This is a genomic window from Runella limosa DSM 17973, from assembly GCF_000482465.1.
Classification (GTDB): Bacteria; Bacteroidota; Bacteroidia; order Cytophagales; family Spirosomataceae; genus Runella; species Runella limosa.
In genome coordinates this window covers 1-14,786 of the sequence record NZ_KI519424.1, presented here as the reverse complement: position 1 = coordinate 14,786, position 14,786 = coordinate 1, and the positions used below count along the sequence as shown (strand labels likewise).

Below are 14,786 nucleotides of genomic sequence, written 5' to 3'. Positions count from 1 at the left end.
TACGGATTCGACATCCCGATTGATAGTACAAAAGCCGTTTGGAAAACTACTTGACAGACCGTTTTTGGCACGATACGATTCTTATTGACAATCAGTTGTACCTACCGCGCGACCAAAACAAACACAAACAACTTTTGGAAAAACAGCAGCACTTTCGGAAGTGGTTTTTCAAACTGGTTTGGCCCTCAACGATGCCGTTTTTACCGAACACTGGTACCTGTCTGAATCAAGTAATTCGTTTCGGGTTTGTGTTCAAAAAGGCCATGTTACGGGGCTCAATTTATAAAGAGCACACGCATTTTTTCCCCAAAATGGTCGCATTTCAAGCAAATCATCTTGCTAAAAACCAACAACAAACCACAAAAAAAGCTCGAAGAATGGTTTCTTCGAGCTTTTTTGGCTTCCGTTTGGAAGCAACAGCACTGACTTATTTCTGCGCTGGTTGTTGTGCAGGAGCTGGTGTAGTTGCTGGAGCAGGCGTTGTAGGCGCGGGAGCCGCAGGCAACGAACGTTGGTTCGCTTTTTCTACGTTCACGCTATTGATTCCACCCGCCGCTTGAGGTTGTCCGATGAACAAGTGAGATACCAACGCTAAAATAGCCATGGCACCTGCCAATCCCCAAGTGATTTGTTCCAAAAGGTCAGTTGTGCGCTTTACACCAAACATTTGGCTCGCACCACTTCCTCCAAATTCTCCTGCTAAACCGCCTCCTTTTGAGTTTTGAACCAATACGATTAAAACCAACAATACAGCGATAATAGCAATTACAACGATAAATACGGTAAACATTTTTTTGTTTTCAGTTATGAGTTTTCTAGTTCAAGATTGACCTTTCACTTGCTACTCCGTGGTTAAGTCTTTTATCTTTTCGGCAAAGTACGCCTTTTTTTCTGGTTTTTTCAACATCAGTTGCTCGTATATTTCAATGGCCCGTTCAATTTTTCCTTGCCGCACCATGATTCTCGCCATCCCTTCGCTTACTACCTCTCTTTTTACAGTAGAATTTCGTTTTTTGGCCAGGTCTTCAGGCTCAACATTAACTACGTCGTTCAGATTAGCGCGGATGGGACCAATTCGGGCCTCATTTTCGATGAAGCTATCAATGATGTCCATCTGAATTTGGCGTTCAAGTTCTCGATGTAACTTTACATTTTCTTCGGCTGTCGAACTCTCAATCTGTTCTAAATCATTCTGCAATACGTTCTCGCGCAATGTCGTGTCGTCAATAGGTGGCAATTCTGGCATCAATGTTTTCTGCTGTAATGAATCTAATGGTTCGTCAAAAAGGCTAATTTTTGGTAATTCAGGCAAGCTCCATCGGGGTTTTGCCAATGATTCCACTTCCTTTTTCTGATAATCAGCTGGCCACAAGACATTTTCAAATTTTTTACTCTTGAGATTGGGCGACCATTGAAATTCGTTTTGGATTAATTTTCGCAATGTATTTCGACTTATTGAATACGCTGCGGCTTTCTGAATAGGCACTTCCGCCACCTCTGGCTGATGAAGTGCGGTTGCTTTGGCAATCAATACCCGTAATGTTTGACAATAAGGGTACAAATCGGATGCTTCCTTGAGGTGAGGAATGTCAGCCTCCGTAATATCGTCTGGATGCGACGTCCAGTACGAAAATGATTCTTTTACGTAACGATTACTCATATATGGGGTCGTTTTATACAAAACCTACCAGTCCCCTGCCGACTTATTAAAAATATCTTGGACAATTTGATCCAAAATTTGGGGTACAAGTCGGCTTTCAACTTGGCTTAGTGTCTGACTTTGAGGAAAATCTTTGAAGAATGAGAAACTTTGATCGAAGTTCTTTTCTTCATCTTTATTGTTGGTAAACTTTACCTGAATGGTAATAGAAAGTCGGTTTAGGGCCGCTTGGTCATTGGCAGTCGGTGCCGCAGGAGTAACTTCATAAGCTGTAATAGAACCCTCCAACTGCAAATCGCCGTTTAGCGGTAACAATGCCAAACTGGTATTACGTTGGTAATACTCCTTCATTTTTTCATTAAACTGCAACGCCATGTTGGCTGGCCCCCCCGCTGTACCCATCGTAAAGTTGGTAATCGTCACACTTTTTATGTCGGGCGAAAGGGTAGTTCCTCTAAAAGAATAACAGCCTGACAACGCCAATAAAAGGGTCGTTAGGAGTATTAAGTTTAGGGTTTTCGGTTTATGGTTTGGAGTTTGGGGTTTACGGTTGGAGGTTTGGAGTTTAAAACCAGAAACTCGAAACCCAAAACCCAAAACAGAAAACGCGAAACCCAAAACCCGAAACTCTAAACGGGAAACACTAAACTGAAAACCCAAAACAGAAAACTGAAAACTAATCTTCTTCAATATCATACTGCTTTATCTTACGATACAATGTTCGTTCTGAAATCCCGAGGGCTTGAGCTGCGTATTTTCGTTTGCCAGCACTGCGTTGTAAAGCCTTCACAATCATCTCTTTCTCTTTGTGCTCCAAGGAGAGCGACTCATCCTCCGCTGTTTCGTGCGAAATATCCACTACCTCATTCTCAATGCTATCGTAAGGGGAAATCTGAATAATATTGGGCGTATTATTCGACATTGACCCAGATGAATGCTGCGTTGTGGATGCGTTGTGGGCTGTTCCGCTTGGCAACAGTTTCGTGGTTTCTGATAAAGGCTGCGTGTCGGCTTCTATACTACTAAATAGACTACCATGTTCGCGCAAAATCTCTCCGTGGTGGGCATCGCCGCTCAACAGCTTCAATACCAGCTTTTTGAGGTCATTCATGTCGCGGCGCATGTCAAACAAAATTTTGTACAGCAATTCCCGCTCATTAAATGACTCTCCCGCTGCGGCATTGTTACCTCCCGCTCCTAAAAACGTCATCGAGCGCGTCGTTGATGCGTAATTGGGTAAGTATTTTACCAAAACTTGCGGCGTAATTGGTACTTTATTTTCGGCTTCTAAGATTTGGATTTGCTCGGCAATGTTTTTTAACTGACGAATATTCCCTGGGAAATTATAACTAATCAGCATTTCTTTCCCTTCGTTCGTAAGCGTCACGGGTGCGATTCGGTACCGTTCTGCAAAATCAGAAGTGAATTTTCGGAACAACAAGTCGATGTCGCTTCCACGTTCGCGAAGGGGCGGCACGGCAATGGGCACTGTATTGAGTCGATAATACAAATCTTCCCGAAACTTACCACGCTGCACTGCATCAATCAAATTAACGTTTGTTGCCGCTACCACACGAACATCGGTTTTTTGTACTGCCGATGACCCCACGCGGATAAATTCCTTGTTTTCCAATACCCGCAATAAACGTGCTTGGGTACCTACGGGCATTTCTGCAATTTCGTCCAAGAAAATTGTACCACCGTTGGTAATTTCAAAATATCCTTTACGGTCTTCAATAGCTCCCGTAAACGAACCTTTCACGTGGCCAAACAACTCAGAGTCAATGGTTCCCTCGGGAATTGCGCCGCAGTTGATGGCAATAAATGGGCCATGTTTACGTGAACTAAGATTGTGAATAATCTTAGAAAACGACTCTTTCCCACTTCCACTTTCTCCCGTTATGAGCACCGTCAAATCGGTGGCGGCTACCTGCATCGCTACGTTAAGGGCGTAGTTGAGAGCAGGCGCATTACCGATAATGCCAAAACGGTTTTTAATGGATTGAATTTCAGGGTTTGTCATTGTATCCTAAACTGTTTCTACCACATGGCCAATCAAAGTAGCCGACGAGCATTCTGTTACTAACACTTGTACGTAGTCTCCTTTTTTGAAGTTTTCTTTCGGGAATACTACTACTTTATTTTGGTCATTGCGGCCACACAAGAAATCATCCGAGCGCTTAGATGGCCCTTCTACCAACACTTTGTGGACTTTACCCACGGCCAGTTGGTTACGCTCGCCTGAGTGTTGCAATTGTACCGCAATCACTTCTTGCAAACGGCGTTTTTTTACGTCCTCCGCAATGTCATCTTTAAGTTTCTTAGCGGCAGGTGTTCCTGGGCGCTCTGAGTAAGCAAACATGTACGCATAATCGTATTTTACGTACTCCATCAGCGTCAACGTATCTTGGTGTTCTTCTTCCGTTTCCGAACAAAAGCCCGTAATCATATCCGTTGAAATACCACAATCTACGCCTAAAATTTCGCGAATACGGTCAATTTTTTGGATGTACCAGTCGCGGTCGTACGTGCGGTTCATAATTTTCAACACGCGGCTATTCCCACTTTGCGCTGGCAAGTGAATGTATTTACAGATGTTTTCGTACTTTTTCATTGTCCAAAGTACGTCATCGGTGATATCTTTAGGGTGTGAAGTACTAAAACGTACGCGTAAATCTGGGCTAATGGTCGCTACCATTTCCAACAACTGCGCAAAATTCACCATTTGCCCTTCTCCCCCGTCGGGAGTTGGGGGGCTATACTTATAAGAATCCACATTTTGGCCCAAAAGTGTTACTTCACGGTAGCCTTCATCGAAAAGTTGTTTTGCTTCACGAACTACGCTAAAAGGATCACGGCTACGCTCCCGTCCACGGGTATAAGGTACTACGCAGAAGCTACACATGTTATCGCAGCCACGCATGATGCTGATGTAGGCCGTAATTCCGTTGGAATTGAGACGAATTGGCGAAATATCAGCGTAAGTCTCCTCGCGAGAGAGAAAGACGTTGACGGCTTTTTGACCCGTTTCTGCTTCCTCTACCAACCGTGGCAAATCGCGGTAAGAATCAGGGCCTGCCACGATGTCAACAATTTTCTCTTCTTCCAAAAGCTTGGTTTTTAGGCGTTCTGCCATACATCCCAACACACCCACAATCATACCTGGGCGTTTTTTCTTCAACGTGTTGAGGTGTTTCAATCGGTTTCTAACTTTCTGCTCGGCGTTATCGCGGATTGAACAGGTATTTAAGAAAACGACATCGGCCATGTCTTCCGAAGAAGTAGTCGCAAAATCGGCATTTCGCATGACTGCAGCCACAATTTCACTGTCCGAAAAATTCATCTGACAGCCATAGCTTTCGATAAACAGCCGTTTTTTGCCTGCTGCCAATTCTTCTTCACTCACTTTCACGACTTCGCACGCCTCTTTATCGCTTTCCGACAATATTTTTAGTGTTGAGGTAATCATTCCAATAATTCGTTAAAAAAAATTGAACCACAAAGGTACAAATTATAGACGACAAAACTGACAAAGTGGCAGAGTTTAACAAACTTTAAGGGGTTCGCTTTCCCTGTTGCCAGGCTTTACCAATCTTCTTGTTCATCCAAGAATTGGCGATGCGCGCGTTGTAACTCTTGGTATGTTTTGGTATTCTGTTGTTGGAGAGCCAATTCCATCCCTTTTTGGTACAATGCCTCGGCCCGTTCGAGATTTTCGAGGGCTGCATACAACGCTGCGGCATGGTAATACGTTGGTAAATACGAAGGATGCTCATCCAGCAAAGTATCAAAATAGACTTTGGCCTTTGCAGTGTCTTTGTTTAGATACTCCATCGCCAACGCATACGCATTAAAAGGGTCTTGAGAATCTTCTTCGTAAAATTGAAGCAGTAATTCGAGTCGGTTATTGTCCATAAAAAATTATTATGCAAGCATACTATTTTTAAACCTTGTGCTTTATATATTTGCACCAACAAAATAAATCTCCTTAAAGTTATATTTCAAATAATCCCGACGAAGCACATGAAAATTTTAGTTTGCATTACCAACGTACCTGATACAACGGCCAAAATCAGTTTTACCGACAATGACACTAAATTTAACAAAGCAGGCGTGCAGTACATCATCGGCCCATACGATGACTACGCCCTTGCCAGAGCCGTTGAATTGAAAGAAAAGCTGGGAGGAACCATCACCGTTTTGAACGTAGGCGAAGCCGAAAGTGACCCTCAAATCCGTAAAGCATTAGCTATTGGTGCCGACGATGCCATTCGTGTCAATTGCGATCCACAAGATTCCTACTTTACCGCTGCCCAAATTGCGGCCATTGCCAAAGAAGGCGGCTACGATTTGATTTTGATGGGACGCGAATCCATTGATTTTAACAGCGGCGTTGTTCACAGTTTGGTGGGCGAAATGCTCGGAATTCCGTCATTTTCTCCTGTCATGAAACTTGACATTGAAGGTTCAACCGCCAAGTTTGCCCGTGAAATTGAAGGAGGCAAAGAAAACTTGGAAGCGTCACTTCCTTTGGTACTAGGTTGCCAAGAGCCCATCGCTGAGTGGAAAATTCCTAACATGCGCGGAATTATGACTGCCCGTACGAAGCCCCTAAAAGTGGTTGAGCCAGTGGCCGTTGACGAGCTTGCAACCTTGGACAAATACACCTTGCCAGCCCCTAAAGGTGCTTGTAAGATGATTCCTGCCGACCAAGCCGAAACCCTCATTTCATTACTCAAAACAGAAGCGAAGGTGTTGTAAAAACTGTCAATTTTCAAACGCAAAAAACTTAGAAATCATGTCAATTTTAATATTTGTAGAACTCGATAACGGTAGTATCAAAAAAACATCTTTGGAAGCCATTGCATACGGAGCAGAAATTGCCAAAGTAAAAGGAACTACCGCCACTGTTTTGGCCATTGGCAATGCCGAAACGTCGGAATTAGCCTCCGCAGGTGCGTACGGTGCCAGCAAAGTTTTGCACGCAAACGCGCCAGAATTAGCTACTGAAAACGCCATGGCTTACGCCTCGGTATTGGCCGCCGCAGTTCAGCAGGAAGGAGCCGAGGTAGTTATTCTGCCAAAATCAGGTTTGTGTGATTCGATGGGGGCACGCGCTGCCGCTAAATTAGGCGCAAGCATTGTATCAGGCGTAACCGAACTGCCAGATTTGACCGACGGTTTTAAGGTAAAACGCAGTATTTATACAGGAAAAGCTTTTGCAACAGTCGCAGTAAAAGGAGCAATCAAAATTTTGGGTATTAAGAAAAATGCCATCGAGGCCATTGCTGGCAGCGGAAGTGCCGAGGTTGTTGGCTTCTCTCCTGCCCTTGGTAGTGGCGATTTTGTAGCCAAAGTAATCAGCCAAGAAAAAGCCAGCGGAGAGTTGTCGCTGACCGAAGCCGACATTGTGGTGTCGGGTGGACGTGGAATGAAAGGCCCTGAACATTGGCAACCGCTACTCGACTTGGCACAGTCACTTGGTGCAGCTACGGGTTGTTCAAAACCAGTTTCTGACCTTGACTGGCGCCCTCACCACGAGCACATTGGCCAAACAGGTATCAAAGTGGCACCTAATTTGTACATTGCTTGCGGAATTTCGGGAGCTATTCAGCACTTAGCGGGTGTCAACTCTTCCAAAGTGATTGTGGCCATCAACAAAGACCCCGAAGCGCCATTCTTCAAAGCCGCCGATTACGGCATCGTAGGTGATGTTTTTGACATTTTACCTCGCTTGACAAAAGCGGTCAAAGAAAGTAAATAAGAGGTAAGAAGTACTTTGCCACTTGCTAATTTGCCACTTGTCTTTTATTATTTTGAAACTTCGTCGAAAGTTCCAATGTTACAAACCTGCGGGAGAAAAGAAAGCCTTTTCAAATCCCCGCAGGTTTACTATTTTTGTGTCCTAAAAAAAGCCGTGCTTTAGCATTTATCATAGTGGAAAAAATAAAACTTGAAATTTTGGGGCTTTCCCCAAGCCAATCCCAAACTGGTTCGTTTGCTTTGGTGTTGGGAGAAGAATACGGAAACCGTCGTTTACCGATTATTATTGGGATGTTTGAAGCGCAAGCCATTGCGATAGAAATAGAAAAAATCCAGCCCAATCGTCCCATGACCCACGACTTGTTCAAGTCGTTTGCAAAGGCATTCAATTATTCAGTCAGTGAAATTATCATTTCGGATTTAAAAGAAGGCATCTTCTTCGCTCGTTTGCAATGCACTGATGGCATTCGTGATACGGTCATTGATGCGCGTCCTTCTGATGCCATAGCCATTGCACTGCGTTTCAATGTGCCAATTTATACGTACGAAACCATTTTGTCGGAAGCAGGTATTACCTCTGGTTCACAGTCTGATGCCGACGAACCCATAGAAGAAATTGTACAGTCGTCAAAGCCACGTTCGTGGACTGACCAAATCAAAAACATGAGTTTAGAAGAGCTTCACAAAGTGTTGGAGCAATCTCTCAACAACGAAGAATACGAAAAAGCCGCTAAAATTCGTGACGAAATAGCCCGTCGTAACTAGCAAAAGGGAATTGTTTTCATCAACTGTTCTCAATAGAAAAGCCCCGATTTGGTCGGGGCTTTTCTGTTAAACAAAGAGCATTTTATTTTTTCTTCTTAGTAGGCAACACAGGCACTGGAATTTTTGAGGCAAACTCAGCGGCGCCTTTTTCGATGGCATCTTTAAAGAATGGGAAAGAAGTATCGTTGCTCGACTGACCCAAATCCAACGCTTTTTTCGCCAACGGTGCTGCTTCAGCAAAATTACCCAACTTGGCCAAAATCTGGGCTTTAGTCCAAACGTTACGGAAAGTCTCTTTGTAAGCTACCGCTTGGTTGACCATAGAAAGGGCTTTTTGTAAATTACTTCCTTTGCCCAACAAATACGTTGCGCCCGCATTCATGTTGTTAGCACTTGCTTCCGCCGCTTTATCAATGGCTGTTTCCACAATTTTAGTCGTAGGAATGGCCAACAATGGGCTTACTTTAACTTTGTCCCATTTGATGTCCAGATTAGCCGTAGAGTCTGTAATGTTTGAGAAACCAATTTCAAACGATTCCGTCATGGCTGCTTGCTCAGGCTTCACCGATATGCGCGCTACGTCGTCTGCTTGTTTGTATTGTTCGGGCGCAGTTGCGGCTGATTTATTGATAATTACCGTCCACGCATCGGCATTTGGAATGCTATAAAGGAAGTATTTACCTGCTGGAACTGTTTTGCCATCCAACATAATATCTGTTGAAAACTCAATGGCAGTTGCTTGGTTGGCACCTGTGCGCCAAAACTGTCCATAAGGAACAAGTTTACCAAATACCTCACGGCCTTTTACGGCTGGACGAGAGTATTTTACTGTAATGTCAGTGACTCCTACAGTTTGCATCACTGTCGCTGCTGGACTAGGTTGTGGGGTACGGATTTGGGCCATAGCCATACCGCCAACAAAAGTTAAAGCGGTGATTACCAACGATTTTTTCATCTTTTTAGGTATTTTATTAGATAATTTTGGGAAATTTTCGAGGCGAAGATACGGAAAAGAATGTGATAGATTCCATACCTTCGTCCCTGAATATTGTGCAATTTTAACAAACGTATGAACCGTACTCCACTCCTTCAACTCCTCCAAGCTTACCAACCCACTGACACCGAAGAACAACGCATGTGGCTCGAAACCATTGAATTTGTGAAACAAAATCCTGCCTGTTTTGAACGCTCACTCCAGATTGGTCATATCACAGGTTCTGCTTGGGTGGTGGATGAAACAGGGCAATTTGTCCTACTGATGCACCATCGAAAACTTGACCGCTGGTTTCAACCAGGAGGCCACGCCGATGGCGAATGGGACATTTTGCAAGTAGCGATTAAGGAAGCACAAGAAGAAACAGGCTTAGTGTCTGTTGAAGTCGTGTCCCATTCAATCTATGATGTGGATGTTCACTTAATCCCTGCAAACACCAAAGATCCCGCCCATTTTCACTACGACATCCGTTTTCTGCTACGTGCCAATAAATCTATACCCTTGAAAATCAACAATGAATCCAAAAACTTGGTCTGGATTCCGCTGGAAGATGTAGCAAGCTACAACAATTCGGAGTCTATTATGCGTATGGCACGCAAACAAAAATTAAGTACTTTTTTTGAGTAAAACAGGTAATTCCGCTTATCTTTGGTACTTTAAGTAATGTATTCCAATCAGAACAAGTACCATCATGAAGCGTACCTTAACTCCATGTCGAAGCATGGCGGTTATGTGTTTGTTGTGGGTTCTAAATTCCCATTTCAGTAACGCACAACACAACAAAGAAGACCGCAATAATTATCCTTCGCCACAAAACAACCCCAAAACCACCATTAAGGTGGACAAAGCACCTTTTGTTTTTTCGCCGCACTTGTCGTACAAAGAACAGAAACAGATTCAGATGAGTAAAAAACAGGTAGGCGGGATTACTTTTTCGGTCAGATCCGTTAAAAGTCAGCCCAATAATTACAAACAACCTACCCTCCGAAGCCGAAACAAAACCCAGAAAAAAAGCCTAATGGTTGCCGATACCTCCGCGCCTTACGTGCGCTACGAGCTGAGTGACTCGACCGACCAATGAGGCCAATTGAGCAAGATTCGGATTGAATGTAATGCTGATTTCTACCTATTTTTGCTGAAAGAAATCTCCCCAGAAATGGATACTATCAGCGAACAACAAAGCATTGATTACCAACGAATTGAAAAAGCGATTCGTTTTATTGAAGTTAATTTTCAACAACAGCCGTCGTTGGCCGATATTGCCAATCACGTAGCGTTGTCGGAGTTTCACTTCAACCGACTTTTTAGCCGTTGGGCGGGGACAAGTCCACAGCGATTTTTGCGTTTTTTAACCAAAGAATTTGCCAAAGAACGCCTCGCCCAGTCGGCCAACTTACTTGATACCACCCTTGAAGCAGGCTTATCGAGCACCAGTCGCCTGCACGATTTGTTTGTGACTTACGAAGCCATGACTCCTGCGGAGTTTAAGCACCAAGGACAAGGACTTACCGTCCACTTCGGCATCCACGAAACGCCTTTCGGAGCTTGTTTCATTGCGGTCACAGCTCGGGGGGTGATGGAATTAAGGTTTTTGGAAGAAGAGGAAGCCGAACCGCTCACCCATTCGCTCCAACAGGAATGGATAAATGCAACCTGGATTCACGCGCCTGAAATCACCCAATCTACGATCAATCAGATTTTTGATGTTGCGCGAGATATGACACAACCCATTACGGTTTTGTTGCGCGGCACCAATTTTCAAATCAAAGTTTGGGAAGCCTTGCTATCCATCCCAAAAGGACAACTAGCTAGTTATGAGCAAATTGCCCAACGAATCGGACAACCATCTGCCCACAGAGCCGTAGGAACTGCCATTGGAAGTAACCGCATTGCCTATCTAATTCCTTGCCATCGAGTTTTGCAAAAAGTCGGGGGAATTGGGGGTTATCGCTGGGGTATTACCCGAAAAAAGGCAATTTTGGGCTGGGAAATGAGCCAGATTTCGTAAAAAAAAGGCGAACTTTGCGGCCAAAATCAAGATTTCTTTTTTCATGACATCTCCCCTTATTGCTCCTTCGGTTTTGGCCGCCGACTTTGCTAACCTCCAACGCGATGTTGAAATGCTTAATGCCAGTGAAGCCGATTGGATTCACGTTGACATCATGGATGGCGTGTTTGTTCCCAACATTTCTTTCGGGTTACCCGTCACGGCTGCGATCAAAAAACACGCTCAAAAACCGCTGGATGTCCATTTAATGATTGTGCAACCAGAGCGCTACCTTGCCGCCTTTCGTGACGCAGGAGCCGAGGTGTTGACGGTTCATTACGAAGCTTGCCCGCATCTTCACCGTACTATTCAACAAATCAAGGACTTAGGGGCCAAAGCAGGGGTTGCTCTTAACCCTCACACGCCCGTGAGCGTTCTCGAAGACGTCATTGCCGATTTGGACTTGGTACTGATTATGTCCGTCAATCCAGGTTTTGGCGGGCAAAAATTCATTGAACGCACCTACGAGCGTGTACGCCAGGCAGCGGCATTGATTGAGAAGCAGGGAAGTAAAGCCATAATAGAAATAGATGGTGGTGTCAACCAAGAAAATGCGCCCCTCCTCTACCACGCAGGAGCAAGAGCGCTGGTCGCAGGGAGCTTTGTTTTCAACGCCCAAGACCCCATCGAAACGATTTCAAATTTGAAGAAGGTTTGGTAAATTGAGAAAGGCTTTGGTGTTTTGAGGGCTCCAGCTAAGGGAGTTAAATCTGCCTACGAAAATGCCCATGCAGACCGCATGGGCAGGCCTGTCAATTTGGACAACAATTAATCGTGAATTGATAGAAAGTAGAACAATAGATTTTTAAGTAATGAAAACTACAATAGATTTAAAACAAATAGATACCTTACGAAATTTACCTGATATGATTCCCGTTTTGAGGGATTTTTATGAAGAATGGACAGTAAAAGTATTTAATCGTAAGTATCACGAATGCAGAAATTATTTATCACCAAACAGGCGTGAATTTTACAAAGTATTATTTATCTCAAAAGGTTCAGGCGTTTTTACAATGGGGCTTAACACCTACTACATTGACGAACCTACTTTGTTGTATATTCATCCTAATGATATTATTTCATGGAAAAATCTTTCCGATGAACCAGCAGGATATTATGTGCTTTTCAAAAAAGAGTTCACAAATATCTTTCCAAATCTAAAATCTACTATCGACAAATTTGCTCTCTATACCGACAAATCAAAAAGTGTAATTCGTTTGAGTGAATCTGAAGTGCCTGTTATCAATAATCTATTTATCAAAATGCAGGAAGAAGAAGATACCAATGGCACTTACAAGGAAGATTCAATACAGGCTTATATTCAGCTATTAATGGTAGAGAGTATGAAAGTGGGAAAATACCCCAAGCCCGATGCTGTTACTGAGGAGTTTTCACACGTACATCAATTTTTCAACTTATTGGAAACAGAGACCTCAAATATTAATTACAATTCCCCAATACGCATACGAACTGCAAAGGAATTTGCAGCCGACTTAGGTATTCATCCCAATTACCTGAATGAATTATTGAAAAAACATACAGGGCAAAATGCAAGTACTCATATTCGCAATAGGCTTTTGGATGAAGCCAAAGTTTTACTGCTTCAAACAGACTGGAACTTGCATAATATTAGTTACAGCATGGGATTTTCTGACCAACCAAATTTTTCTGTTTTCTTCAAAAAAAATACAGGACTTACTCCTGTAGCGTTTAGGAAATCGTTTCTCTCTGCCAAAGCATAAGCGTAGCTTAAAATAAGCTCCCATTTAATATTCAAAAAATGCTGCTAATTGATAGCAGCATTTTTTTTTGCTCAATACTCATCTTTGATATTCATAATAGCCCCTTTGGCTTTCCTAACACAAAAGGCAGGAAACCGTAGCACCTTTGTATCATCAATAACGAATAAAAAATCAAACAAAATGGAAAACACAACAATCAATATTCCTGCAAAAAATACACAAAGTGTATTTAGCAACATGAGAGGTGCTCACGTAGCACTCAGAGTTCCTAACTATGAACAAACTAAAAACTGGTACATGGAAAAATTAGATTTCCGTTTACTGCATGAATGGCCATTTGGCGATTTACAACTGGCTTATTTAGCTCCCGCCAATGATGACAATTTCTGGATTGAGTTATTAGCTGGTGGCAACCCTGAACCTAAAGCCAACTATGCCGACCTAAACGAAAGCCTTCACCCAAGCGGCTACCATCACATTTGTATGGATGTAAAAAGCGTAGATGAAACGCTTGCCGAATTAAGCAAACGTGGTGTAACTATTCTCGGTGAGCCTTTTAACCTTCCTGTAATTGGCAAACGTCTTGGTTTCTTCTCTGACCTATGGGGAAATGTAATAGAGCTCGCAGAAGTGATTTCATAATGTCAAAACAGGTATTCAATATTATAGAAACCTTAGATTTAGTTAACAATTAGGAAACATGGAAAATTTAAAAAATAAAGTTTGGTTTGTAACAGGGGCTTCAAAAGGCTTAGGACTTACACTTGTAAAGCGACTTTTGAATGATGGCTATCAAGTGGCTGCCACTTCCCGAACTATAAAATCATTAGTGAACGAAGTAGGCGAGCAGTCTGAAAACTTTCTGCCATTGGAAGTTGATATAGTTAATGAGCAAAGCGTAAAAATTGCCGTTGCAAAAGCAATTCAACATTTCAAAACAATTGATGTAGTAGTAAACAATGCTGGTTATGGTCAAATTGGAACGATTGAAGAACTTTCAAACGAAGAAGTAAGGAGCAATTACGATGTAAATGTTTTCGGGCTTCTGAATGTAACTCGCCAAGTATTACCTCATTTGAGAGCTAACAAATCGGGACATATTTTTAATATATCGTCTATTGGTGGTTTCGTGGGAAGCTTTGCGGCTTGGGGAATTTATTGTTCTACAAAATTTGCAGTAGCAGGTTTAACCGAAGCCCTTGCTGTAGAAGCCAAACCGTTTGGAGTAAATGTTACTCTGGTATATCCTGGCTATTTCAGAACTAGCTTCTTGTCTAAAGATTCCGTTTTAGCACCCAAAAATCCAATTGACGATTACTTGGAAGCAAGACAATCACAGACTGCACATCAAAACGAAATAGATGGCAATCAACCAGGAGACCCAGATAAGGCAATTAATGTCTTGATTGAAATGAGTAAAGAACAAAATCCACCTTTACATCTATTCTTAGGGCAAGATGCTTATGATATTTCTAAGAATAAATTAGAAGAAGTATCAAGTCAGTTAGAAAACTGGAAAAATTACACCTGTGCTAACCGCTAATTATTGGACACGTAAATGATAGAAAGTTAGAGACTTCAAGCACAGATTTTTGTCTTATTTTGAGTTAAATTTTTCATGTCAATGTTATGTTTGAGCAAATACTTGTAAGGGCTTTGAAAGTTGATTCCTCCATGTATTCTCTCGAAATTATAAAAACTTCTAAATTCCTCCAATGTTTCTCGAGCTTGCTTCAAATCGTCAAATTCAAACCTCTGACATACAGAGCTTTCCATGATGGAATGGTAGGCTTCGATGTGCGCATCTTGTTGGGG

The 14,786-nt window shown here is 42.8% G+C and carries 18 protein-coding genes; 10 read left to right on the top strand and 8 right to left on the bottom strand.

Features of this window, described 5'->3' with window-relative positions; all coding sequences use genetic code 11:
• Window positions 1-427: 427 nt before the first annotated feature.
• The 6 genes from secG to K339_RS0121560 all read right to left on the bottom strand — a co-directional run bounded on the left by secG (window position 428) and on the right by K339_RS0121560 (window position 5,575).
• Window positions 428-790, bottom strand: coding sequence for a preprotein translocase subunit SecG (secG, locus tag K339_RS0121585; RefSeq protein WP_028525466.1), 363 nt, complete (start codon window positions 788-790; stop codon window positions 428-430).
• A 51-nt stretch (window positions 791-841) separates the two neighbouring features.
• Window positions 842-1,660 (bottom strand): DUF8458 domain-containing protein, encoded by an 819-nt coding sequence (locus tag K339_RS0121580; protein WP_028525465.1) that lies wholly within the window; start codon window positions 1,658-1,660, stop codon window positions 842-844.
• 24 nt (window positions 1,661-1,684) lie between these two features.
• The gene (gene lptE, locus K339_RS0121575; RefSeq protein ID WP_310586645.1) at window positions 1,685-2,350 is read right to left on the bottom strand and encodes an LPS assembly lipoprotein LptE; all 666 of its coding nucleotides are present in this window, start codon (window positions 2,348-2,350) and stop codon (window positions 1,685-1,687) included.
• Complete coding sequence (locus K339_RS0121570; RefSeq protein WP_028525463.1) at window positions 2,337-3,683, bottom strand: sigma-54 interaction domain-containing protein; 1,347 nt, start codon at window positions 3,681-3,683, stop codon at window positions 2,337-2,339. Before K339_RS0121570 ends, lptE begins: the two co-directional genes overlap by 14 nt.
• 6 nt (window positions 3,684-3,689) lie before the next feature.
• Window positions 3,690-5,129, bottom strand: coding sequence for a tRNA (N6-isopentenyl adenosine(37)-C2)-methylthiotransferase MiaB (miaB, locus tag K339_RS0121565; RefSeq protein ID WP_037301553.1), 1,440 nt, complete (start codon window positions 5,127-5,129; stop codon window positions 3,690-3,692).
• Between the two features lie 116 nt (window positions 5,130-5,245).
• Window positions 5,246-5,575, bottom strand: a complete 330-nt coding sequence (locus tag K339_RS0121560) for a tetratricopeptide repeat protein (RefSeq protein ID WP_028525461.1) — start codon at window positions 5,573-5,575, stop codon at window positions 5,246-5,248.
• 108 nt (window positions 5,576-5,683) lie between these two features.
• Between K339_RS0121560 and K339_RS0121555 the strand changes: the two genes are divergently transcribed.
• The 3 genes from K339_RS0121555 to K339_RS0121545 all read left to right on the top strand — a co-directional run bounded on the left by K339_RS0121555 (window position 5,684) and on the right by K339_RS0121545 (window position 8,188).
• Window positions 5,684-6,421 carry an electron transfer flavoprotein subunit beta/FixA family protein gene (locus K339_RS0121555; RefSeq protein WP_028525460.1) on the top strand — a complete coding sequence of 246 codons (738 nt, stop codon included), beginning with the start codon at window positions 5,684-5,686 and terminating at the stop codon, window positions 6,419-6,421.
• Between the two features lie 37 nt (window positions 6,422-6,458).
• Window positions 6,459-7,424: an electron transfer flavoprotein subunit alpha/FixB family protein gene (locus K339_RS0121550; RefSeq protein WP_028525459.1), complete on the top strand. Its 966-nt coding sequence runs from the start codon at window positions 6,459-6,461 to the stop codon at window positions 7,422-7,424.
• Window positions 7,425-7,597: 173 nt separating this feature from the next.
• Window positions 7,598-8,188, top strand: coding sequence for a bifunctional nuclease family protein (locus K339_RS0121545; protein WP_028525458.1), 591 nt, complete (start codon window positions 7,598-7,600; stop codon window positions 8,186-8,188).
• A gap of 82 nt (window positions 8,189-8,270) precedes the next feature.
• On the opposite strand, the gene K339_RS0121540 is transcribed toward K339_RS0121545, so the two are convergent.
• Complete coding sequence (locus K339_RS0121540; protein WP_028525457.1) at window positions 8,271-9,143, bottom strand: DUF2911 domain-containing protein; 873 nt, start codon at window positions 9,141-9,143, stop codon at window positions 8,271-8,273.
• A 114-nt stretch (window positions 9,144-9,257) separates the two neighbouring features.
• Between K339_RS0121540 and K339_RS0121535 the strand changes: the two genes are divergently transcribed.
• The 7 genes from K339_RS0121535 (at window position 9,258) to K339_RS0121505 (ending at window position 14,514) form a co-directional block, all read left to right on the top strand.
• Window positions 9,258-9,809, top strand: a complete 552-nt coding sequence (locus tag K339_RS0121535) for an NUDIX hydrolase (protein ID WP_028525456.1) — start codon at window positions 9,258-9,260, stop codon at window positions 9,807-9,809.
• A 64-nt stretch (window positions 9,810-9,873) separates the two neighbouring features.
• Window positions 9,874-10,263 (top strand): hypothetical protein, encoded by a 390-nt coding sequence (locus K339_RS0121530; protein ID WP_028525455.1) that lies wholly within the window; start codon window positions 9,874-9,876, stop codon window positions 10,261-10,263.
• Between the two features lie 75 nt (window positions 10,264-10,338).
• Window positions 10,339-11,190, top strand: coding sequence for a bifunctional transcriptional activator/DNA repair enzyme AdaA (locus K339_RS0121525; RefSeq protein WP_028525454.1), 852 nt, complete (start codon window positions 10,339-10,341; stop codon window positions 11,188-11,190).
• Window positions 11,191-11,233: 43 nt separating this feature from the next.
• Complete coding sequence (rpe, locus tag K339_RS0121520; RefSeq protein ID WP_028525453.1) at window positions 11,234-11,890, top strand: ribulose-phosphate 3-epimerase; 657 nt, start codon at window positions 11,234-11,236, stop codon at window positions 11,888-11,890.
• Between the two features lie 151 nt (window positions 11,891-12,041).
• On the top strand, window positions 12,042-12,971 hold the full coding sequence (locus tag K339_RS0121515) for an AraC family transcriptional regulator (RefSeq protein ID WP_028525452.1): 930 nt from the start codon (window positions 12,042-12,044) through the stop codon (window positions 12,969-12,971).
• Between the two features lie 48 nt (window positions 12,972-13,019).
• Window positions 13,020-13,613 carry a VOC family protein gene (locus K339_RS0121510; protein WP_211243826.1) on the top strand — a complete coding sequence of 198 codons (594 nt, stop codon included), beginning with the start codon at window positions 13,020-13,022 and terminating at the stop codon, window positions 13,611-13,613.
• A gap of 58 nt (window positions 13,614-13,671) precedes the next feature.
• On the top strand, window positions 13,672-14,514 hold the full coding sequence (locus K339_RS0121505; protein WP_028525450.1) for an SDR family oxidoreductase: 843 nt from the start codon (window positions 13,672-13,674) through the stop codon (window positions 14,512-14,514).
• A gap of 35 nt (window positions 14,515-14,549) precedes the next feature.
• Here the strand turns inward: K339_RS0121505 and K339_RS0121500 are convergent.
• Window positions 14,550-14,786, bottom strand: a 237-nt coding sequence (locus tag K339_RS0121500) for an integrase core domain-containing protein (protein ID WP_028525449.1), incomplete at its 5' end; no start/stop codon positions are given.